General features: G+C 70.7%; 15 protein-coding genes. 11 read left to right on the plus strand and 4 right to left on the minus strand.

Translation table 11 applies throughout. From position 1 onward, the window contains the following. Window position 1: 1 nt before the first annotated feature. The 4 genes from ACYVKR_RS20385 to ACYVKR_RS20400 all read left to right on the plus strand — a co-directional run bounded on the left by ACYVKR_RS20385 (window position 2) and on the right by ACYVKR_RS20400 (window position 7,120). Window positions 2-3,196, plus strand: a complete 3,195-nt coding sequence (locus ACYVKR_RS20385) for an efflux RND transporter permease subunit (RefSeq protein WP_460482801.1) — start codon at window positions 2-4, stop codon at window positions 3,194-3,196. Next, window positions 3,189-4,619 carry an outer membrane factor lipoprotein domain-containing protein gene (locus tag ACYVKR_RS20390; RefSeq protein ID WP_460482802.1) on the plus strand — a complete coding sequence of 477 codons (1,431 nt, stop codon included), beginning with the start codon at window positions 3,189-3,191 and terminating at the stop codon, window positions 4,617-4,619. Before ACYVKR_RS20385 ends, ACYVKR_RS20390 begins: the two co-directional genes overlap by 8 nt. Before the next feature lie 51 nt (window positions 4,620-4,670). Beyond that, window positions 4,671-5,735, plus strand: coding sequence for a homocysteine S-methyltransferase family protein (locus ACYVKR_RS20395; RefSeq protein WP_460482803.1), 1,065 nt, complete (start codon window positions 4,671-4,673; stop codon window positions 5,733-5,735). 407 nt (window positions 5,736-6,142) lie between these two features. Then, window positions 6,143-7,120 (plus strand): porin, encoded by a 978-nt coding sequence (locus ACYVKR_RS20400; RefSeq protein ID WP_460482804.1) that lies wholly within the window; start codon window positions 6,143-6,145, stop codon window positions 7,118-7,120. Here the strand turns inward: ACYVKR_RS20400 and ACYVKR_RS20405 are convergent, their stop codons facing one another. Genes ACYVKR_RS20405 through mdlC form a run of 3 tightly spaced genes read right to left on the minus strand, consistent with a single transcriptional unit; the run spans window position 7,121 to window position 11,220 of the window. Then, window positions 7,121-8,572: an aldehyde dehydrogenase gene (locus ACYVKR_RS20405; RefSeq protein WP_460482805.1), complete on the minus strand. Its 1,452-nt coding sequence runs from the start codon at window positions 8,570-8,572 to the stop codon at window positions 7,121-7,123. Window positions 8,573-8,592: 20 nt separating this feature from the next. Then, a complete protein-coding gene (locus ACYVKR_RS20410; protein ID WP_460482806.1) occupies window positions 8,593-9,573 on the minus strand; it encodes a Bug family tripartite tricarboxylate transporter substrate binding protein in 981 nt (326 codons plus the stop codon). A gap of 33 nt (window positions 9,574-9,606) precedes the next feature. Then, window positions 9,607-11,220 (minus strand): benzoylformate decarboxylase, encoded by a 1,614-nt coding sequence (gene mdlC, locus ACYVKR_RS20415; RefSeq protein WP_460482807.1) that lies wholly within the window; start codon window positions 11,218-11,220, stop codon window positions 9,607-9,609. 87 nt (window positions 11,221-11,307) lie between these two features. Between mdlC and ACYVKR_RS20420 the strand changes: the two genes are divergently transcribed. Continuing rightward, window positions 11,308-12,210: a LysR family transcriptional regulator gene (locus ACYVKR_RS20420; RefSeq protein ID WP_460482808.1), complete on the plus strand. Its 903-nt coding sequence runs from the start codon at window positions 11,308-11,310 to the stop codon at window positions 12,208-12,210. Here the strand turns inward: ACYVKR_RS20420 and ACYVKR_RS20425 are convergent. Continuing rightward, the gene (locus ACYVKR_RS20425; RefSeq protein ID WP_460482809.1) at window positions 12,207-13,403 is read right to left on the minus strand and encodes a sigma-54-dependent transcriptional regulator family protein; all 1,197 of its coding nucleotides are present in this window, start codon (window positions 13,401-13,403) and stop codon (window positions 12,207-12,209) included. The genes ACYVKR_RS20420 and ACYVKR_RS20425 overlap by 4 nt on opposite strands. Before the next feature lie 139 nt (window positions 13,404-13,542). Between ACYVKR_RS20425 and ACYVKR_RS20430 the strand changes: the two genes are divergently transcribed. The 6 genes from ACYVKR_RS20430 (at window position 13,543) to ACYVKR_RS20455 (ending at window position 19,964) form a co-directional block, all read left to right on the plus strand. Beyond that, complete coding sequence (locus ACYVKR_RS20430; protein ID WP_460482810.1) at window positions 13,543-14,013, plus strand: (2Fe-2S)-binding protein; 471 nt, start codon at window positions 13,543-13,545, stop codon at window positions 14,011-14,013. 13 nt (window positions 14,014-14,026) lie between these two features. Continuing rightward, window positions 14,027-16,396, plus strand: coding sequence for a xanthine dehydrogenase family protein molybdopterin-binding subunit (locus ACYVKR_RS20435; RefSeq protein ID WP_460482811.1), 2,370 nt, complete (start codon window positions 14,027-14,029; stop codon window positions 16,394-16,396). 10 nt (window positions 16,397-16,406) lie between these two features. Beyond that, a complete protein-coding gene (locus tag ACYVKR_RS20440; protein WP_460482812.1) occupies window positions 16,407-17,210 on the plus strand; it encodes an FAD binding domain-containing protein in 804 nt (267 codons plus the stop codon). Between the two features lie 86 nt (window positions 17,211-17,296). Beyond that, window positions 17,297-18,199, plus strand: coding sequence for an AAA family ATPase (locus ACYVKR_RS20445; RefSeq protein ID WP_460482813.1), 903 nt, complete (start codon window positions 17,297-17,299; stop codon window positions 18,197-18,199). Window positions 18,200-18,203: 4 nt separating this feature from the next. Further along, window positions 18,204-19,385: a vWA domain-containing protein gene (locus tag ACYVKR_RS20450; protein ID WP_460482814.1), complete on the plus strand. Its 1,182-nt coding sequence runs from the start codon at window positions 18,204-18,206 to the stop codon at window positions 19,383-19,385. 24 nt (window positions 19,386-19,409) lie between these two features. Next, entirely contained in the window at window positions 19,410-19,964 is a 555-nt protein-coding gene (locus tag ACYVKR_RS20455) for a CoxG family protein (protein ID WP_460482815.1), read from the plus strand. Window positions 19,965-19,966 lie beyond the last annotated feature (2 nt).

The raw sequence follows: 19,966 nt of genomic DNA on the forward strand, positions 1-19,966 counted from the left end.
CATGGACTTCTCCAAATTCTTCATCGACCGGCCCATCTTCGCGGTCGTGCTCTCCATCATCGTCTTCGCGGTCGGGCTGATCGCGCTGCCGCAGCTGCCCGTGGGCGAGTACCCCGAGGTCGTGCCGCCCAGCGTGGTGGTGCGCACCACCTACCCCGGCGCCAACCCCAAGGCCGCGGCCGAGTCCGTGGCCGTGCCGCTGGAGGAAGCCATCAACGGCGTCGAAGGCCTGATGTACCTGAAGTCGGTGGCCTCGTCGGACGGCAGCCTGCAGGTGGTGGCCACCTTCCGCCAGGGCACTGACCCCGACACCGCCGCCGTGCGCGTGCAGAACCGCGTGAGCCAGGCCCTGAGCCGCCTGCCCGAGGAGGTGCGCCAGTTCGGCGTGACCACGCAGAAGCAGTCGGCCACGGCGCTGATGTACCTGAGCCTGGTCTCCGAGGATGGCGGGCACGACACGCTGTACCTGCGCAACCACGTCACGCTCAGGATCAAGGACGAGCTGGCGCGCATTCCCGGCGTGGGCGACGTGGCCATCTACGGCGCGGGCGACTATGCGATGCGCGTCTGGCTCGACCCGCACCAGGTGGCGGCGCGCCAGCTCACCACCAGCGAGGTGATCGCCGCCATCCGCGAGCAGAACGTGCAGGTCTCGGCCGGCCAGCTCGGCGCCGAGCCCAGCGCGCAGAAGTCCGATAAGCTGCTGTCCATCAACGTGCGCGGGCGGCTGCAGACGCCCGAGGAGTTCGGCGCCATCGTGCTCAAGAGCGGCGAGGGCGGCCAGCTGGTGCGCCTGGCCGACGTGGCGCGCATCGAGCTGGGCGCCAGCGACTACACGCTGCGCGCGCTGCGCAACCGCGCCAATATCGCGGCCATCGGCATCTACCTGTCGCCGGGCGCGAATGCGCTGGGCGTGGCCGAGCAGGTCTACGCCACGATGAAGCGGCTCACGCCCGAGCTGCCCCGGGGCGTGGCCTTCAAGGAGCTGTTCGACCCCACGGTCTTCGTGCGCGACTCGATCAAGGCCGTGCAGAGCACGCTGGTCGAGGCCGTGTTCCTGGTGGTGCTGGTGGTCATCGTCTTCTTGCAGACCTGGCGCGCCTCCATCATCCCGCTGCTGGCCGTGCCGGTGTCCGTCATCGGCACCTTCGCGGGGCTGTACCTGCTGGGCTATTCGATCAACACGCTGACGCTGTTCGGCCTGGTGCTGGCGATAGGCATCGTGGTGGACGACGCCATCGTCGTGGTCGAGAACGTGGAGCGCCACATCGCCGCGGGCCACGCCCCGCGCGAGGCCGCGCACCTGGCGATGCGCGAGGTCTCCGGCCCCATCATCGCCATCGCGCTGGTGCTGTGCGCGGTTTTCGTGCCCATGGCGTTTCTGAGCGGCGTGACCGGCCAGTTCTACCAGCAGTTCGCGGTGACCATCGCCATCTCCACGCTGATCTCCACGCTCAACTCGCTGACGCTGTCGCCCGCGCTCGCGGCCAAGCTGCTGCAGCCGCACGGCGCGCCGCGCGATGCGCTGGGGCGCGGCATCCAGCGCGTGTTCGGGCGGGCGTTCGGCGGCTTCAACCGCTTCTTCGAGCGCAGCTCGCACCGCTACGAAGGGGCGGTGCGGCAGTCGCTCACCTCGCCCGCGCGCCGCGGCGTGGTGTTCGGTGTCTACGCGGCCCTGCTGGCCGGCACGGCGCTGCTGTTCCACGTGGTGCCCGCGGGCTTCATCCCCATGCAGGACAAGCTCTACCTGTTTGCCGGCGCCAAGCTGCCCGAGGGCGCGTCGCTGAACCGCACCGACGCCGTCACGCGCCAGATGGTCGATGCCGCCGAGAGCGTGCCGGGCACCGAGACCATCGCGGCCTTCGCCGGCTTCAACCCGCTGCAGGGCACGAACACGCCCAATCTGAGCACCGCCTTCGTGATGCTCAAGCCCTTTGCCGAACGCGAGCACAGCGCCCAGGCCATCCAGGCCCAGCTGAGCGCCAAGTTCGCGCAGATCGACGGCGGCTTTGCCTTTGCGATGATGCCCCCGCCCATCCAGGGCCTGGGCAATGGCTCGGGCTACTCGCTGTACCTGCAGGACCGCGCGGGCCTGGGCTACGCGGCGCTGCAGCAGGCGCTGAACGCCTTCCAGGGCGAGATCGCCAAGACGCCGGGCATGAGCTTCCCGGTCAGCAGCTACCAGTCCAACATCCCGCAGCTCGAGGTGCAGGTGGACCGCGCCAAGGCCAAGGCCCAGGGCGTGCTGCTGTCCGATTTGTTCCAGACGCTGCAGACCTACCTGGGCTCGGTCTACGTCAACGACTTCAACGCGCTGGGCCGCGTCTGGCGCGTGATGCTGCAGGCCGATGCCGACTACCGCCAGTCGGCCGAGGACATTACCCGGCTGCGCACGCGCAATGCGCGCGGCGAGATGGTGCCCATAGGCTCCATGGTCACCGTGGTGCCCAGCTACGGCCCCGACCCGGTGGTGCGCTACAACGGCTTTCCCGCGGCCGACCTGATCGGCGACGCCGATCCGCGCGTGCTGTCGTCGGCCGAGGTGCTGGCCAAGCTCAAGGAGATCGCGCAGCGCACGCTGCCACGCGGCATCGAACTGGCCTGGACGGACCTGAGCTACCAGCAGGTCGAGCAGAGCAACACCGCGCCCGTGGTGTTTGCGCTGGCGGTGATGCTGGTCTTCCTGGTGCTGGCCGCGCTCTACGAGAGCTGGACCCTGCCGCTGGCCGTGATCCTCATTGTGCCGGTGTGCATCTGCGCGGCGCTGTTCGGCGTGTGGCTGGCCGGTGGCGACAACAACGTCTTCGTGCAGGTGGGCCTGGTGGTGCTGATGGGCCTGGCCTGCAAGAACGCCATCCTGATCGTGGAGTTCGCCCGCGAGCTGGAGCTGCGCGGCGTGGCCACGGTGCAGGCCGCGCTGCAGGCCTGCCGCCTGCGGCTGCGCCCCATCGTCATGACCTCCATCGCCTTCATTGCCGGCGCCGTGCCGCTGCTGCTGGGCAGCGGCTCGGGCAGCGAGGTGCGCGCGGCCACGGGCGTGACGGTATTCGCCGGCATGCTGGGCGTGACGCTGTTCGGCCTCTTCCTCACGCCGGTGTTCTACGTCGCGCTGCGCCGGCTCTCGGGCCGCCCGCTGGTGGCGCACGAGCCGGCGCCCCTGCCCGCGACCGCCCTGCTGGAGAGCCGCCATGTCTGACATCCGCAAACCCCTGCGCTTGCACGCGCTAGCCCTCGCTGCCGCGAGCCTGCTCGCGGGCTGCGCCGCCGGCCCCGACTACCGCGCGCCCGCGCTGCCTGAAACCGGCGCACAGTTCGCGCGGGCCGAGGCGTCTTCCGCCGCGCCGCAGGCCGCCCCCGATGCCGCTTTCTGGCGCCAGTTCCACGACCCGCAGCTCACGCAGCTGGTCGAGCAGGCCCTGCAGGCCAACCAGGACCTGCGCGGCGCGCTGGCGCGGCTGGACGGGGCCCAGGCCCTGCTGCGCGAAAGCCGGCTCGACCAGTTGCCCACGGTCACGATGTCGGGCCAGGCGCTGCAGCAAAAGCGCAGCGAAAGCGAAGCCATGGGCGGGCCGCGCAGCCAGCGCAGCTACAGCGCCGGCATCGCCGCGAGCTGGGAGATCGACCTGTTCGGCCGCGTGCGCCGGAGCATCGAGGCCGGCAGCGCCGACGTGCGCGCCAATGCCGCCGACCTGGCGGCGTTGCAGGTGGCCATCGCGGCCCAGGTCGCGGCCAGCTACGCCGACCTGCGCGGCTGGCAGCAGCGCCTGCAGCTGGCCGAGGCCAACGCCGCCAACCAGCACGACACGCTGCGCCTGGTGCAACTGCGGCTGGCGCATGGCAGCGGCACCGATTTCGACGTGGCGCGCGCCCAGGCCCAGCTCGAAGCCACGCGCTCGCGCATCCCCGCGCTGCAGGCCCAGATCGCCGTGGCCCAGCACCGGCTGGCCGTGCTCACCGGCCAGGTGCCCGAGGCGCTGATCGCGGCGCTGGACGCGCCGACTGCGCTGCCGCAATTGCCTGAAGCCATCGCTCCCGGCACGCCGGCCGAGCTGCTACGCCGCCGGCCCGACGTGGCCGCCGCCGAGGCACGCCTGCAGGCCGCCACGGCGCGCGTGGGCGTGGCCACGGCCGATCTGTTCCCGCGCCTGTCGCTGGGCGGCCTGCTGGGCAGCGTGGCGCCCGGCACCGGCGCGCTGTTCGAGGCCGGCAGCGCCAGCCGCAGCGTGTTTCTGGGCGTGGACTGGTCCTTCCTCGACGTGGGCCGGGTGCGCGCCCGCATCGCTGCCAGCGAGGCCGGCGCCCAGGCCGCGCTGGCTCAGTACCAGCAAAGCGTGCTGCTGGCGCTGGAGGACACCGAGAACGCCCTGGTGCGCCTGGCGCGCACCCGCGCCGAGGACGCCCACCTGGCCCAGGCCGCCGAGCAGCGCGCCCGCGCCGAGCAGCTGGCCCAGCGCCGCTACCGCCTGGGCAGCGTGGGCCTGTACGAGGTGCTGGACGCGCAGCGCGACCTCTACGCCGCGCAGGACGCCGCCGCCGACAGCCGCGCGCGCGGCCTGCGCGCCGCCGTGGCGCTGTACCAGGCGCTGGCGGGTGGCTGGGAAGGAGGGCCGCCCGGCTGACGAAGCCGTGCCCGGGGCGCGGGCACTCGATACTTTTTACAATCGCTGCCCATGAGCCTGCCGCACTACACCCGAGCCCAAGATCTGCCCGACACCCTCGCCAAGCGCCTCGTCATCCTCGACGGCGCCATGGGCACCATGATCCAGCGTTTCAAGCTGGGCGAGGCCCAGTACCGCGGCGAGGGCTATGGCGGAGCCGACGGCGCGGGCGAGCGCTTCCAGGACTTCGCCTACGACGTCAAGGGCAACAACGAGCTGCTGTCGCTCACCCGCCCCGACGTGATCCGCGACATCCACGAGAAGTACCTCGCCGCGGGCGCCGACCTGATCGAGACCAACACCTTCGGCGCGACCACCATCGCGCAGGAGGACTACCACATGGCCGAGCTGGCCTATGAGATGAACCTCAAGAGCGCCCGGCTCGCGCGCGCGGCCTGCGACAAGTACAGCACGCCCGGCCACCGCCGCTACGTGGCCGGCGCGCTCGGCCCCACGCCCAAGACGGCCAGCATCAGCCCCGACGTGAACGACCCCGGCGCGCGCAACGTGAGCTTCGAGCAGCTGCGCCAGGCCTACCTGGAGCAGACGCTGGCGCTGATCGAGGGCGGCGCCGACGTGATCCTGGTCGAGACCATCTTCGACACGCTCAACGCCAAGGCCGCGCTGTTCGCGGTGGACGAGGCCTTCGAGCAGACCGGCGAGGTGCTGCCCATCCTCATCAGCGGCACGGTGACCGACGCCTCGGGCCGCATCCTGTCGGGCCAGACGGTGACCGCCTTCTGGCACAGCGTGCGCCATGCGCAGCCGCTGTCCATCGGCCTGAACTGCGCGTTGGGCGCGGCGCTGATGCGCCCCTACATCCAGGAGCTGCACAAGGCCGCGCCCGAGACCTTCATCAGCTGCTACCCCAACGCCGGCCTGCCCAACCCGATGAGCGACACCGGCTTCGACGAGACCCCCGAGGTCACCAGCCGCCTGGTGCACGAGTTCGCGGCCGAGGGCCTGGTCAACATCGTCGGCGGCTGCTGCGGCACCACGCCCGACCACATCGGCGCCATCGCCAAGGCGGTGCAGTCCACGCCCACGCGCCGGCTGTTCTACCCGGCCGAGGCCTGATCAAAAAAGAGAGCTGCTGGCGCTTGGTATCAAATGGTTTCCAATGGAAATCCCTTTGAAGTGCTTGTAGTGCAAGCGCGAGCAGCTATCAAATTCTTTTGTGCTGGCGCCACGCTGCCGGCCGCAGGGCGCCCTCAGGGTCTGTGCCCATAGCCAATCTCAATCGGCTTTTCTACAATGCCCCCAGGCCTGCCGCTGCGCAGGCCTTGTTCTTGGCCCGATCGCATTTGCCGCTTGGCAAACCACGCATGCCTTGCCATGCCCTTGCACCGGGCCGCTCGCCAGGTTCCGTCCACGCATGCACGCGCTGCGGTTCCTTCGTTTCGCTGCCTGCGGCAGCGCTTTGGCCGGTGCCGCGCACCGGTGGTCTGCCATCCCTTCCCCCTCATTGAAAGGAATCTTTCCGGATGCGTTTTTCCCATGGCTTGACGTTTGCTTGTTGTTCTCTCGCGGTGGCTGCCTTGCCGGCCGCCGCCCAATCGACGGTCGCGGTCAGCGGCTACCTGGATGCCGGTGTGTACCGCGATTTCGACCGCACCAGCAAGCTGGGCACCATCCAGCGCAGCAACCTCGCCTTTGCCGGCACCGAGGACCTGGGCGGCGGGCTGCAGGCCACGTTCCGGCTGAGCACGCGCCTGGAGATGGGCACGGGCGCGCCCGAGGGCAACGGCTTCAAGCCTTTCTGGCATGACGAATCCACCGTGGGCCTGAAGGGCCGCTGGGGCCAGTTGCGCCTGGGCCGCGCGCTCAGCGCCATGTGGGCGCAGGAATGGCAGTTCGACCCCTGGGCCAACTTCAACCGCATCGCCTCGCCGGCCTGGCATATGGCGCATTACCTGGCGCCCACCGATCGCGCGAGCAACAACGGCACGGCCGAGTTTGGGCGCATGTCCAACGGCGTGTTCTACGACTCGCCCACCGTGGGCGGCTTCACCGCGCACCTGAGCGGCTCCACCGAGCGCACCGAGGCCCCGGGGCGCCAGGGGCGCGGGTACTCGGCCTCGCTGAACTATGACCAGGGCGCGGTGGCCGCGATGCTGGCCCACGAGCGCAATGGCAGCGGTGACACCGACCTGTACCTGGGCGGCAAGTACCGCTGGGGCGCGGCGGCCTTGATGCTCGCCTACGACCGCACCCGCAGCGGCGATACGCAGGACAAGGCCAACCTGGTGGCCGTGGGCGCCACCTACGCCATGGGATCGACGACCTTCAAGGCCGGCTATGGGCGCCAGCGCCTGAACGGCGAGACCAACCAGATGGTGTCGCTCGGCGCGGAGTACGCGCTGTCCAAGCGCACCATGGCCTATGCCAGCCTGGGGCACCAGCGCTATGCGCAGCAGCCCTCGCGCACGGCGTTCGGCGTGGGGCTGGGCCACGCGTTCTGATCAGAACGGATAGTGGCGCTCGGTGGTCTGCAGGGTGATCCAGCGGGTGTCGGTGAAGGCGTCTATGCCCTGGCGGCCGCCGAAGTGGCCGTAGCCCGAGGCCTTGACGCCACCGAACGGCATCTGCGCCTCGTCGTGCACGGTCGGGCCGTTGATGTGGCAGATGCCGGCCTCGATGCGCGCGGCCACGCGCCAGCCGCGCGCGGTGTCGCGCGTGAACACCGCCGATGACAGGCCGAACTCGTTGTCGTTGGCGCAGGCAATCGCCTCCTCCTCGCCGCTGACGCGCACGATGGCCTTGACCGGGCCGAAGGTCTCCTCGTGGAAGATGCGCATCGCGGGCGTCACGTTGTCGAGCAGCGTTGCGGGCATCAGCGTGCTGTCGGCCTTGCCGCCGCAGACCAGGGTGGCGCCGCGGGCCAGGGCATCGTCGATCAGCGCATTGCAGCGCTCGACGGTGGCCCGGTCGACCACCGAACCCAGCACCACCGGCCCGCGGCGCGGATCGCCCAGCGGTAGCGCGCGGGCGCGCGCCGCGAGCTTGGCGACGAAGGCGTCGGCCACGCTGCGGTCGACCACGAAGCGCTCGGTGGACATGCAGATCTGGCCCGAGTTGGCGAAGGCGCCGAAGCTGGCGGCATGGGCCGCGGCATCGAGGTCGGCATCGTCGAGCACCAGGAAGGGCGCCTTGCCGCCCAGCTCCAGCAGTGCGGGCTTGAGGTACTTGGCGCAGGTCTGCGCGATCAGGCGGCCCACGCGCGTGGAGCCGGTGAAGCTGACGCGGCGCACCGCCGGGTGGGCCACGATGGCTTCGACGACGGCGCCCGCGTCCTCGGGCGCATTGGTCACGAAGTTCACCACGCCGGGCGGCAGGCCGGCATCCTGCAGCGCCTCGATGATCAGGCCGTGGGTGGCGGGGCACAGCTCCGAGCCCTTGAGGATGACGGTGTTGCCACAGGCCAGCGCCGTGGAGATGGCGCGCACCGCGAGGATCACCGGCGCATTCCAGGGCGCGATGCCAAGCACCACGCCGGCGGGCTGGCGCACGGCCATGGCCAGGCTGCCGGGCACGTCGGACGGGATGACCTCGCCGCCGATCTGCGTGGTCAGCGACGCGGCCTCGAGCAGCATGCCGGCGGCCAGGTGCACGTTGAAGCCGGCCCAGATGCCGGAGGCGCCGGTCTCGGCGGCCATGGCGGCGGCGATGGCCTCGCCCTTGGCCTCCAGCGCCTGCGACGCCTTCATCAGCAGGGCGCGGCGCGCGCCAGGGCCGAGCTGCGACCAGGCGGAAAAGGCGGCGGCCGCGGCCTCGCAGGCGTGCACCGCGTCCTGCACGGTGGCGGCCGGCGCGCGGGTGGCGACCGAGCCGTCGAGCGGGTTCTTGCGCTCGAAGCTCGCGCCGTTGCCAGCCTGGCACGGCTGGCCACCTATGAGCATGTTCTGTTCAATCATTGCGGGTTCTCCTCGTTCCTTCAATCCACTTTCAGGCCGATGGCCTGGATCAGCGGCGCAAAGCGCGCGCGCTCCCGGGCATGGTGGTCCACGAAATCCTGCCGGCCCATGCGCGGCTCGGGCGTGGCGCCCAGGCCCTGGATCACCTCGACCACGTTCTTCTGCTCCAGCGCCTTGATCACGCTGGCGCGCACGGCCTCGACCACCGGCGCGGGCGTGCCGGCCGGCGCATAGACGCCGAACAGGGTGTCGGCATCGAAGCCCGGCAGGCCGCTTTCGGCCAGCGTGGGCACCTGGGGGTACAGCGGCGAGCGCTGCGGGCTGCCGATGGCCAGCAGCCTGAGCTTGCCGGCCTCGACCTGCTTGAGGCCCGGGCCCGGATCGAACCAGTACTGCAGCTGGCCGCTGAGCACATCCGTCAGCGCCGGGCCGGCGCCCTTGTAGGGCACGTGGATGGCATCGACCTGGGCCGCGCGCTTGAACATCTCGCCAGCCAGGTGGGGTGAGCTGCCCGGGCCCGGCGAGCCATAGGACAGCTTGCCCGGGTTGGCCTGCAGGTGCTTGATGAAGTCCTGCACGCTCTTCACCGGCAGGCTGGGGTGGGTCTCCAGGAACACATGCACGCGGGCCACGGCGGCCACGGGGATCAGGTCCTTCTCGGGGTTGAAGGGCAGCTTGCCGTAGATCAGCGGATTGATGCTGATGCCGCCGCCTGAGCTGAGCAGCAGCGTATAGCCGTCCTTGGGCGCGCGCACGGTCTCGGCGATGCCGATGTTGCCGTTGGCGCCGGGCTTGTTGTCCACCACCACGGGCTGGCCCAGCGCCTGGCCCATGGTGGGCGAGATCGCGCGGCCCATCACGTCGGCCGCGCCGCCGGGGGCGAAGTTGACGACCAGGCGGATGGGGCGCTGCGGCCACGGGTCGCTGGCCAGGGCCGGCGCGGCCAGCAGGCTGCCGAGCAGGGCCAGCAGGCCGCGGCGGAGGAAAAGGATGGATGCCATGGGTGTCTCCTGATATTGCTGGCGCGGGCGCGCTCAAGCCACTTCGATTTCGACCACGATGGGGCGGGGGTGGGCGATGGCGTCGCGCAGCACCGAGGCCAGCTGCGCCGCGTTTTCCACGTGCACGCCGTCGCAGCCCTGGCCCCGGGCCAGCGCCACGAAGTCGAGGTCGGGCAGCTCCGTGCCCTCGACCTTCTCGCCGTCGCGGTAGCCGAAGACCTGGGAGAAGTCCTGCAGCGCCGCGTAGCGCCGGTTCTTGAGGATCACGAAGGTGATGGGCAGGCGCAGGTTGGCGGCGCTCCACAGCGCCTGTATCGCATACATGGCCGAGCCGTCGCCGATCACGGCGATGACCTTGGCGTCCGGCCGGGCCAGGGCAATGCCCACGGCCGCGGGCAGGCTGTGGCCCAGGCCGCCGCTGCACATGGTGAAGAAGGTGGCGCTGTGGAAGATGGGCAGGTAGGTCTGGATGACGGGGCGCGAGCTGGGCGCCTCCTCCACGATGATGCTGTGCGGATCGCGCACGCCGGCCAGCGTGTGCATGGCGAAGGCCACCGACATGCGCTCGCCGGTACCTGATGCTGCTGGTGCGGCCGGCACCGGCGGCGATGGCCTGCGCTGGGGCGCCGGGCGCTGTACGGCCTGCGGGCGCTGCAGCAGCTCCTCCAACCCCATGCGGATATTGCCCACGGCGGCCGTGCCCACGGGCGCCCAGGCGGCGATGGCCGGATCCTCGATGAGCTGGAACAGCTGCGTGCCTGCAGGGATGAACGGGCCGGCGCCCTCCACGTGGTAGGTGAAGGCGGCGGCGCCCACGGCAAAGACCAGGTCGTGGCCGTCCAGCTGCTGCACGATGCGCTCGCGCATGGCGGGCAGGAAGCCGGCGAACAGCGGGTGGTCCTCGGGGAAGCTGCAGCGCCCGCTCATGGGGGCCACGAAGACGCGGGCCTGGTGGCGCTCGGCCAGCGCCACCACGGCATCCCAGGCCTGGCCGCGGTCCACGGCCGCGCCCACCACGAAGGCGGGGCGCCGGGCGGCATCCAGCGCCTCGCCGGCCAGGGCCAGGGTGCGCGGATCGGGCCGGGTCTCGAAGCCCACGTGGCGCAGCGCCACGGGCTCGCAGGGATGGTCCCAGTCATCGGCGGGAATGGAGACGAAGACCGGGCCGCGCGGCTCCTGCATGGCGATGTAGTAGGCGCGTGCCAGGGCCTGGGGCACGTCCTCGGCGCGCGCGGGCTCGCAGCTCCACTTCACATAGGGCTTGGGCAGGTCGGTGGCGTCGCGGGAATGCAGGAAGGGATCGAGCTGCAGCAGCGAGCGCGCCTGCTGGCCGGCGGTGATGACCAGGGGCGTGCGGTTCTTGAAGGCCGTGAAGATATTGGCCATGGCGTGGCCCACGCCAGCGGCCGAGTGCAGGTTCACGAAGCTGGCGTTGCGCGTGGCCTGGGCGTAGCCGTCGGCCATGCCCACGACCACGGCCTCCTGCAGGCCGAGCTCGTACGAGAAATCCTCGGGGTAGTCGCGGAACAGCGGCAGCTCGGTAGAGCCGGGATTGCCGAAGATGCGCGTCATGCCCAGCTCGCGCAGCATGTTGATGACGGCGTGGCGCACGGTATGGGTCGGTGGGGGGCTGGCGGGGGCGGGCAAGACGGTCTCCTGGATGCAATGGAGCGCATCTTGCGTTGCGCCATAATTTCCAGCAATTGAATAAACCATCTAAGAGATATTCACCTCATGGATATATCGGGCCTGGACCTTAACCTGCTGCGCGTCTTCGATGCCGTGTTCCGCCACGGCAGCGTCAGCCGCGCGGCCGATGAGCTGGGCCTGTCGCAGCCGGCGGCCAGCCAGGCGATCACGCGGCTGCGCCAGTTGCTGGGCAACCCGCTGTTCGAGCGCATGCACGGCGGCGTGCGACCCACGCCGCGCGCCGAGCGGCTGGCGCAGTCGGTGCGGACGGCGCTGGCCATGCTGGAGGTGGCGCTGGCCGAGGCCCACGACTTCGACCCGCAGGCGGGCGAAAAGCGCTTTCGCCTTCACCTGAGCGACATCGGCGAGGCGCGATTCCTGCCGCCGCTGATGCAGGCGCTGCGCGAGCGGGCGCCGCGCGTGCAGCTCGAGACCCTGCCCGTGCCCATGCACGACATCGCGGACGCGCTGGACCGCGGCTCGCTGGACATGGCCATCGGCTTTTTGCCGGGCGTCACGCGCACCCAGCAGACGGTGCTGCTGTCGGACCACTACCAGGTGCTGCTGCGGCGCGACCACCCCTTGCTGCAGGGGCTGGCGGCCCAGCGGCTGAGCTTGGCGCGGCTGCGCCGGCTGGAGTTCGTGGCCGTGCGCTCGCATTCGGAGACGCTGCGCATCCTGCAGGCGCTGGACCTGCAGGAGCGCGTGCGCCTGTCGGCCGCGCACTTCATGGCCGTGCCGTCCATCGTGCGCCAGACCGATCTGGCGGTCGTCATGCCGGCCGAGATAGCGGCTTCGTTCGTGGCCCAGGGCAGCTATGCGGCCGTGGAGGCCGACCTGCCCGGCAAGGGCTTCGATGTCTCGCTGCACTGGAGCTGGCGCTTCGCCCAGGAGCCGGCCAACCTGTGGCTGCGGGCGCTGGTGCAGGAGCTGTTCCAGCAGCGTTAGGGTTTGCGGCCCAGCTTGCGGTAGACGGTGGCGCGGCTGATGCCCAGCGTGCGCGCCGCCTCCATCACGTTGCCGCGCGCGTCCGCCACGGCCTGGCGGATCAGCGCGATCTCCACGTCCTTGAGCGGAGCGTGGCCCAAGGTTGCCCGGCTGCCGGCAGCGCGTGCCGGCGCGGCGCCGGCCGGCACCGGCCGGGCGTGCAGGCGCAGGCCGGACCACAGCGGCAGATCGAGCGGCGGTGCCTCGGCGCCATGCTGGCGTGCCGCGTCGAACAGCATCTGGTGCGGCGCGGCGAACAGCTCGTCGCAGTGCAGCGGCACACCGGTGGCCGCCTGGCCCGGCGCCAGCGCTGGGATCATCTGGCGCGCGGCCTGGTTGGCGCCGGCCACCAGGCCGTCGGCGTCGAGGCAGACCAGGCCGTCGGCGCTGGCGCCGCCGAGCGGCCCGAGGCGCCCCGGCCAGTTCAGCTGCAGCAACAGCCGGTGCGGCCGGGCCAGCAGCAGCGCGTTCTCGATGCTGCTGGCCGACTGCGCCACCAGGTGCCTGAGCTCGGGCCGCTCCACGGTCTCGATGCCGGTCAGGTCCAGCATGCCCACGCAGTGCCCGTCGGGGCCGAACAGCGGCGCGCCGGCGCAGCTGTAGGCCGAGGTGTCGTCGAAGAAGTGTTCGCCGCGGTGCAGCCATACCGGCTGGCGCTCGGCCAGCGCCGCAGCGATGGCCGAGGTGCCTATGCTGCGCTCCGACAGGTCGACGCCCACGCGGGCGATGGCCTCGGCGCGCGGGTCCGACCGGTCCACCGGCCCGCCCACGTCGATGACCGTGCCCTGTGCGTCGGTGAGGATGGCGAAATACCGCGTGCTGGCGATGGCCCGGCACAGGTGCTCGATCACCGGCCGCGCGGCCTGCACCAGCGCGTGGTTGGCCTCCCCGGCGCGGCGCATGGCCGCGGCCGGCACCACATCGAAGGCCACGCGCTGCCCGGGCCGCTGGCCCTGGGCCAGGCAGCGCTGCCACGAGCGCGTGATCCAGGCATGGTCGGCCTGGGCCTGCGCATACCAGGCCCCGACCAGCGCGTCGGTCAGCGAGCCGCCTTCGTCCATCACCGCATGGCGCGCGCGCTCGATCTGCAGCAGGCGCTGCCGGGCCAATGCGTCGGTGGCGAGGTTCATCGGGGCGGGGTGGTGGGGTCGCATGGGGCGAAGTGTTCCATTTTGAGAATTTCAGGCGTATGACGCAATCGCCCTAGGGTTTCCCCTGGCGTGGTTGGGCGCACCCACTTCAACAATGAACAGGTTCCTGGCCCGCCAGAGGCCGCCCGAAAGGAGACCCACGATGCAAGTGCGATTCACCGTCAACGGCCAGGCGCAGACCGTCGACGTTCCTCCCAACACGCTGCTGGTCCACGCGCTGCGCGAGCACCTGCAGCTCACCGGCACCCATGTGGGCTGCGACACGGCCCAGTGCGGCGCCTGCACCGTGGTGGTGAACGGCCGCGCCATCAAGGCCTGCAACACGCTGGCCGTGCAGCATGAGGGCGCCGAGATCACCACCATCGAGGGCCTGGCGCAGCCCGACGGCACGCTGCACCCGATGCAGGCGGCCTTCAAGGAGTGCCACGGCCTGCAGTGCGGCTTCTGCACGCCGGGCATGGTGATGAGCGCGGTGGACCTGTGCCGCCAGCACCCGCAGGCCAGCGAGGCCCAGATCCGCGAGCTGCTCGAGGGCAACCTGTGCCGCTGCACGGGCTACCAGAACATCGTGAAGGCCGTGCAGCAGGGCCAGGCCGCGATGGCCGGCAAATAAAGGAGAAATCACCATGGGTGCCACCGATTTTTCCAAGCTGCCGTACATCGGCGAGGCCGTGCTGCGCAAGGAGGACTACCGTTTCCTCACCGGCGCGGGCCAGTACACCGACGACATCGTGCTGCCCCACCAGGCGCACGCGGTGTTCGTGCGCTCGCCGCATGCGCATGCGGCCATCAAGGGCATATCGACCCGGCTCGCCTCGGAGATGCCCGGCGTCATCCGGGTCTTCACCGGCCAGGACGTGGAAGGCAAGATGGGCGGCCTGCCCTGCGGCTGGCTCATCACCTCCACCAACGGCGAGCCCATGAAGGAGCCGCCGCACCCCATCCTCGCCCAGGGCAAGGTGCGCTACGTGGGCGACCACGTGGCCATGGTCGTGGCCGAGACGCTGCAGCAGGCGCGCGACGCGGCCGAGGCGGTCGAGGTGGACTACGAGATGCTCGATGCCGCGGTGGCGGTGAGCGACGCGAAAAACGGCCCGGCGCTCCACGACATCGCACCCGACAACCACTGCTACAACTGGGCCATCGGCGACAAGGCGGCCGTCGATGCCGCGTTCGCCAATGCCGCGCATGTCACGAAGCTCGACCTGGTCAACAACCGGCTCATCCCCAACGCCATGGAGCCGCGCGCGGCCATCGGCAGCTACAACCGCGCCACTGATGAGTACACGCTCTACGTGGCCAACCAGAACCCGCATGTGGAGCGCTTGCTGATGACGGCCTTCGTGCTCGGCCTGCCCGAGCACAAGGTGCGCGTGATCGCGCCCGACGTGGGGGGAGGATTCGGCTCCAAGATCTACCTCTACGCCGAGGACGTGGCCCTCACCTGGGCCAGCAAGCAGCTCAACCGCAACATCAAGTGGACGGCCGACCGCAGCGAGGCCTTCCTGAGCGACGCGCACGGCCGCGACCACGTCAGCCACGCCGAGATGGCGATGGACCAGGACGGCAAGTTCCTCGCGATGCGGGTGCACACCGACGCCAACCTGGGCGCCTACCTGTCCACCTTCTCGACGGCGATCCCCACCATCCTCTACGCCACGCTGCTGGCCGGCCAGTACACCTGCCCGCAGGTCCATGTTGAGGTCGATGCCTGGTTCACCAACACCGCGCCGGTCGATGCCTACCGCGGCGCGGGCCGGCCCGAGGCCACCTACCTGCTCGAACGCCTGGTGAGCCGCTGCGCCTGGGAGCTGGGCCTGTCGCAGGCCGAGATCCGGCGGCGCAATTTCATCACCCAGTTCCCGTACCAGACGCCGGTGGCGCTGCAGTACGACGTGGGCGACTACCACGCCTGCATGGACCAGGCCGAGCAGCTGGCCGACGTGGCCGGCTTCGCCGCCCGGCGCCAGGCCAGCGAGGCCAAGGGCCTGAGGCGCGGCATCGGCTACAGCAGCTACATCGAGGCCTGCGGCCTCGCGCCCAGCAACGTGGCGGGCGCTTTAGGCGCGCGCGCCGGCCTGTTCGAGGCCGGCGAGGTGCGCGTGCACCCCACCGGCAGCGTGACGGTGTTCACCGGCTCGCACAGCCACGGCCAGGGGCACGAGACCACCTTCGCCCAGGTGGTGGCGGCGCGGCTGGGCATACCGGTCGAGAACGTGGACGTGGTGCACGGCGACACCGGCCGCGTGCCCTTCGGCATGGGCACCTACGGCTCGCGCTCGATCAGCGTGGGCGGCGCGGCCATCATGAAGGCGCTGGACAAGATCGAGGCCAAGGCCAAGAAGATCGCGGCCCACCTGCTGGAGGCCAGCGACGCCGACATCGACTTCGCGGGCGGCGAGTTCACCGTGAAAGGCACCGACAAGAAGCTGCCCTTCGCGCAGATCGCGCTCACCGCCTACGTGCCGCACAACTACCCGCTGGACAAGCTGGAGCCCGGCCTGAACGAGACCGCGTTCTACGACCCGACCAACTTCACCTACCCGGCTGGCACTTACATCTGCGAGGTCGAGGTCGACCCCGCCACCGGCCAGGTGCGGGTGGACCGCTTCAGTGCGGTGGACGACTTCGGCACCATCATCAACCCGATGATCGTCGAGGGCCAGGTGCATGGCGGCCTGGTGCAGGGCATAGGCCAGGCGCTGCTGGAGAACTGCGTCTACGACCGCGAGACGGGCCAGCTGCTCACCGGCAGCTTCATGGACTACGCCATGCCGCGCGCCGACGACTTCCCGACCTTCCAGCTCGGCCACGTCTGCACGCCGTGCACGCACAACCCACTGGGCACCAAGGGCTGCGGCGAGGCCGGCGCCATCGGCTCGCCGCCGGCCGTCATCAACGCCGTGCTCGACGCGCTGCACCCGCTGGGCGTGAAGGAGTTCGACATGCCCGCATCGCCCGGCCGCGTCTGGGCCGCCATCCAGGCCGCACGCTGAGGAGATCGCCATGTATGCATTCACCTTCGAACGCCCGGCCTCGCTGGCCGATGCCGCCAAGCTCGCCGCCGGCGATGCCAAGCCGCTGGCCGGCGGCCAGACCCTGCTGGCCTCGATGAAGCTGCGCCTGTCCAGCCCCGAGGCGTTGGCCGACCTCAGCGGCATCAAGGAGCTGGCCGGCATCCGCCGCGACGGCGATGCGCTGGTCATCGGCGCCATGGCGCGCCATGCCGACGTGGCCGCCAGCCCCGAGGTGCAGGCCGCCATCCCCGCGCTGGCCGACCTGGCCGCGCACATCGGCGACAAGCAGGTGCGCGCCATGGGCACGCTGGGCGGCTCGGTGGCCAACAACGACCCGTCCGCCTGCTACCCCAGCGCGGTGCTGGGCCTGGGTGCCACCGTGGTCACCACGCAGCGCGAGATCGCGGCCGACGACTTCTTCCAGGGCATGTTCGCCACCGCGCTGGAAGAAGGCGAGCTGATCACCGCGATCCGCTTTCCGATCCCGCGGCGCGCGGCCTACCTCAAGTTCAAGCAGCCGGCTTCGCGCTTTGCGCTGATCGGCGTCTTCGTGGCGCAGACGGCGCAGGGCGTGCCGAATGTGCGTGTAGCGGTCACCGGCGGCGGCAGCGGCGTGTTCCGCCATGCGGGGCTGGAGGCCGCGCTGGCGCAGAACTTCACCCCAGAGGCGGCTGCGGCTGTGCCTGTCGATGACAGCGAATTGAGCAGCGACATCCACGCCTCGGCCGCCTACCGCGCCAACCTGATCAGCGTGCAGGCGCAGCGGGCCGTGGCGCAGATGCTGCAAAAATAGGAGCTGCTGGCGCTTGATGGGTAAGGTTTTCAATATCAAAACCATTGAGAACCATTGCCAGTCAAGCGCAAGAAGCTATGGTTTTGATGAATGCACCTTTTGATTCGATAGCCGCCACGGCCCAGGCCCTGGAGGGCGTGGGCTACTACGCCGACCGGCGCCTGGCCACCGCGGTCTTCCTGGCATTGAAGCTGCAGCGCCCGCTGCTGCTCGAAGGCGAGCCCGGCGTGGGCAAGACCGAGCTGGCCAAGGCCCTGGCCCAGGCCCTGCAGCGCGCGCTGCTGCGCCTGCAGTGCTACGACGGGCTGGAGCTGCGCGAGGCGCTGTACGAGTGGAACTACGCCGCGCAGGTGCTGCACATGCGCGCGTCTGAATCCACGCATGCCAGCACCGATGCCGTAGAGCGCGAGGTCTACCAGGAGCGCTACCTGATCCGCCGCCCGCTGCTGCAGGCGCTGCAGGCACCGGCGCCGGGTGCGGTGCTGCTGATCGACGAGGTGGACCGCGCCGACGAACCCTTCGAGGCCTTCCTGCTCGAATACCTGGGCGAGTACCAGGTCAGCATTCCCGAGATCGGCACCGTGCGCGCCGCCGCCGCGCCGGTCACCATCCTCACCAGCAACCGCACGCGCGAGCTGCACGACGCCGTTAAGCGCCGCTGCCTGTACCACTGGCTCGACTACCCCGAGCGCGAACGCGAGCTGGCCATCGTGCGCGCCCAGGTGCCCGAGGCCAGCGCCGCGCTGTCGGCCCAGGTGGCCGGTTTCGTCGGCCGGCTGCGGCGCCAGCCTTTCGCCAGCGCCTTCCAGCGCGCGCCCGGCATCGCCGAGAGTGTGGAATGGGCCAAGGCCCTGGTGGCGCTGGACACGCTGGCGCTCGACCCCGAGCTGGTCGAAAGCACCGCCGGCGTGCTGTTCAAGCAGCGCGAGGACGTGGCCGCGCTCACCCGCGATCTGGCCGCGCAGCTGTTCGCCCCTGAACCCGTGTGATCCCATGCAGCTCGGCGACGCGCGCACCGGCAAGCTGATGGGCAATATCGTCGGCTTCGGCCGCGCGCTGCGCCGCGCTGGCGTGCGCACCGACGCCAGCCGCCTCGCGCTGGCCGTGGATGCGGCGCTGGCCGTGGGCGTGGCCGACCGCGATGACCTCAGTGCCGCGCTGGAGGCCGTGCTCGTCAGCCGCGAGCCCGATCGCGCCGTGTTCCGCGAGCTGTTCGACGCCTGGTTCCGCAACCCCGAGCTGGCCAACAAGCTGCTGGCGCAGATGCTGCCCAAGGCGCCCGGCGCCGAACCCGAGCAGCGCCGCCCGCGCGTGAGTGAGGCGCTGGCGCCGCCGCGCCGGCGGCAGGCAGTGGTCGAAGATGAGCTGCAGTTCGACGCCGCGATGACCGCCAGCGAGCTGCGCCGCCTCAAGCACGCCGACTTCAACCAGTTGAGCGCCAGCGAATACCGCCTGGTCGAGCGCCAGGCCTGCGAGCTGGCGCTGCCCGTGCCGCAGCTGCCCGGCCGCCGCACCCGCCCCGGCGGCAGCGGCGCGCGCCTGCATTGGCCGGGCGTGATGCGCCAGGCCGCGCGCACCGGCGGCGAGCTGCTGTGCCTGCCGCGCCTCAGCCGCCGGCGCCAGCCGCTGCCGCTGTTGGTGCTGGTCGATGTGTCGGGCTCGATGGAGCGCTACGCGCGGCTGCTGCTGGCCTTTCTGCACGCCGCCACGCACAGCGTGGAGGGCCAGCGCGTGCGGCGCGACGTGTTCGCCTTCGGCACCGGCCTGACCGACCTGACCCCCGCCTTCCGCCTGCACGGCGTGGACGAGATGCTGCTCGCCACCAGCGCGCGGATCGACGACTTCGGCGGCGGCACCCGGCTCGGCGCCTCGCTGGCCACGCTGCGCGAGCAGCATGCGCGCCGCCTCGTCGGCCGGCGCACGCTGGTGCTGCTCATCAGCGACGGCCTCGACACCGGCGAGCCCGCGCAGCTCGCGGCCGAACTCGCCTGGCTGCGCCGGCGCAGCCGCCAGCTGCTGTGGCTCAACCCGCTGCTGCGCTACGAAGGCTACGCGCCGCTGGCGCGCGGCGCGGCCGCGCTGCACGCCCAGGCCGACGCCATGCTGGCCGTGCACAACCTCGGCAGCCTCGAAGACCTGGCCGGCAGCCTGCAGCGGCTGCTGGCCTCCCGCTGACACTTATCCACAAGGACCACCACCATGGACATGCAAGCAAGCCGCCAGCTGGCCGTCACGCAACAGCAGGCCTGGGATGCGCTCAATGACCCCGAGGTGCTCAAGCTCTGCATCCCCGGCTGCGACAAGGTCGAGGCCAGCGGCGAGCACGAGTACGCCGTGGGCATGGCGCTCAAGATCGGCCCGGTGTCGGCCAAATTCTCGGGCCGGATCACGCTGTCGGACATCGTGGCGCCCCGCAGCTATACCATCGCCTTCGACGGCCAGGGCGGCGCGGCCGGCTTCGGCAAAGGCCGCGCCCAGGTCATGCTCACGCCCAATGACGCCGGCTGCGAGCTGGCCTACACCGTCAGCGCCCAGGTGGGCGGCAAGGTGGCGCAGCTCGGCCAGCGCCTGATCGACGGCGCGGCCAAGTCGCTGGCCGAGGATTTCTTCAAGCGCTTCGACCAGGAGATGCAGCGCCGCCATGGCCCGCAGCCCGAAGAGGGTGAGCCGGGCGACGGCGAGCAGGCCGAGGCCAAGGCTGGCATGATGTCGGGCCTGATGAAGAAGATCGGCCTGGGCAAGAAGGAGACGTGAAG

Source organism: Comamonas humi (assembly GCF_054782535.1).

Bases quoted from the DNA above. Each gene is read 5' to 3' on its own strand.
- ACYVKR_RS20435 (WP_460482811.1), top strand. From the start codon at position 14,027: ATGGGTGCCACCGATTTTTCCAAGCTGCCGTACATCGGCGAGGCCGTG.
- ACYVKR_RS20410 (WP_460482806.1), bottom strand. From the start codon at position 9,573: ATGGCATCCATCCTTTTCCTCCGCCGCGGCCTGCTGGCCCTGCTCGGC.
- ACYVKR_RS20450 (WP_460482814.1), top strand. From the start codon at position 18,204: ATGCAGCTCGGCGACGCGCGCACCGGCAAGCTGATGGGCAATATCGTC.
- ACYVKR_RS20395 (WP_460482803.1), top strand. From the start codon at position 4,671: ATGAGCCTGCCGCACTACACCCGAGCCCAAGATCTGCCCGACACCCTC.
- ACYVKR_RS20400 (WP_460482804.1), top strand. From the start codon at position 6,143: ATGCGTTTTTCCCATGGCTTGACGTTTGCTTGTTGTTCTCTCGCGGTG.
- ACYVKR_RS20385 (WP_460482801.1), top strand. From the start codon at position 2: ATGGACTTCTCCAAATTCTTCATCGACCGGCCCATCTTCGCGGTCGTG.
- ACYVKR_RS20445 (WP_460482813.1), top strand. From the start codon at position 17,297: ATGAATGCACCTTTTGATTCGATAGCCGCCACGGCCCAGGCCCTGGAG.
- ACYVKR_RS20440 (WP_460482812.1), top strand. From the start codon at position 16,407: ATGTATGCATTCACCTTCGAACGCCCGGCCTCGCTGGCCGATGCCGCC.
- ACYVKR_RS20405 (WP_460482805.1), bottom strand. From the start codon at position 8,572: ATGATTGAACAGAACATGCTCATAGGTGGCCAGCCGTGCCAGGCTGGC.
- ACYVKR_RS20430 (WP_460482810.1), top strand. From the start codon at position 13,543: ATGCAAGTGCGATTCACCGTCAACGGCCAGGCGCAGACCGTCGACGTT.
- ACYVKR_RS20420 (WP_460482808.1), top strand. From the start codon at position 11,308: ATGGATATATCGGGCCTGGACCTTAACCTGCTGCGCGTCTTCGATGCC.
- ACYVKR_RS20455 (WP_460482815.1), top strand. From the start codon at position 19,410: ATGGACATGCAAGCAAGCCGCCAGCTGGCCGTCACGCAACAGCAGGCC.
- ACYVKR_RS20425 (WP_460482809.1), bottom strand. From the start codon at position 13,403: ATGCGACCCCACCACCCCGCCCCGATGAACCTCGCCACCGACGCATTG.
- ACYVKR_RS20390 (WP_460482802.1), top strand. From the start codon at position 3,189: ATGTCTGACATCCGCAAACCCCTGCGCTTGCACGCGCTAGCCCTCGCT.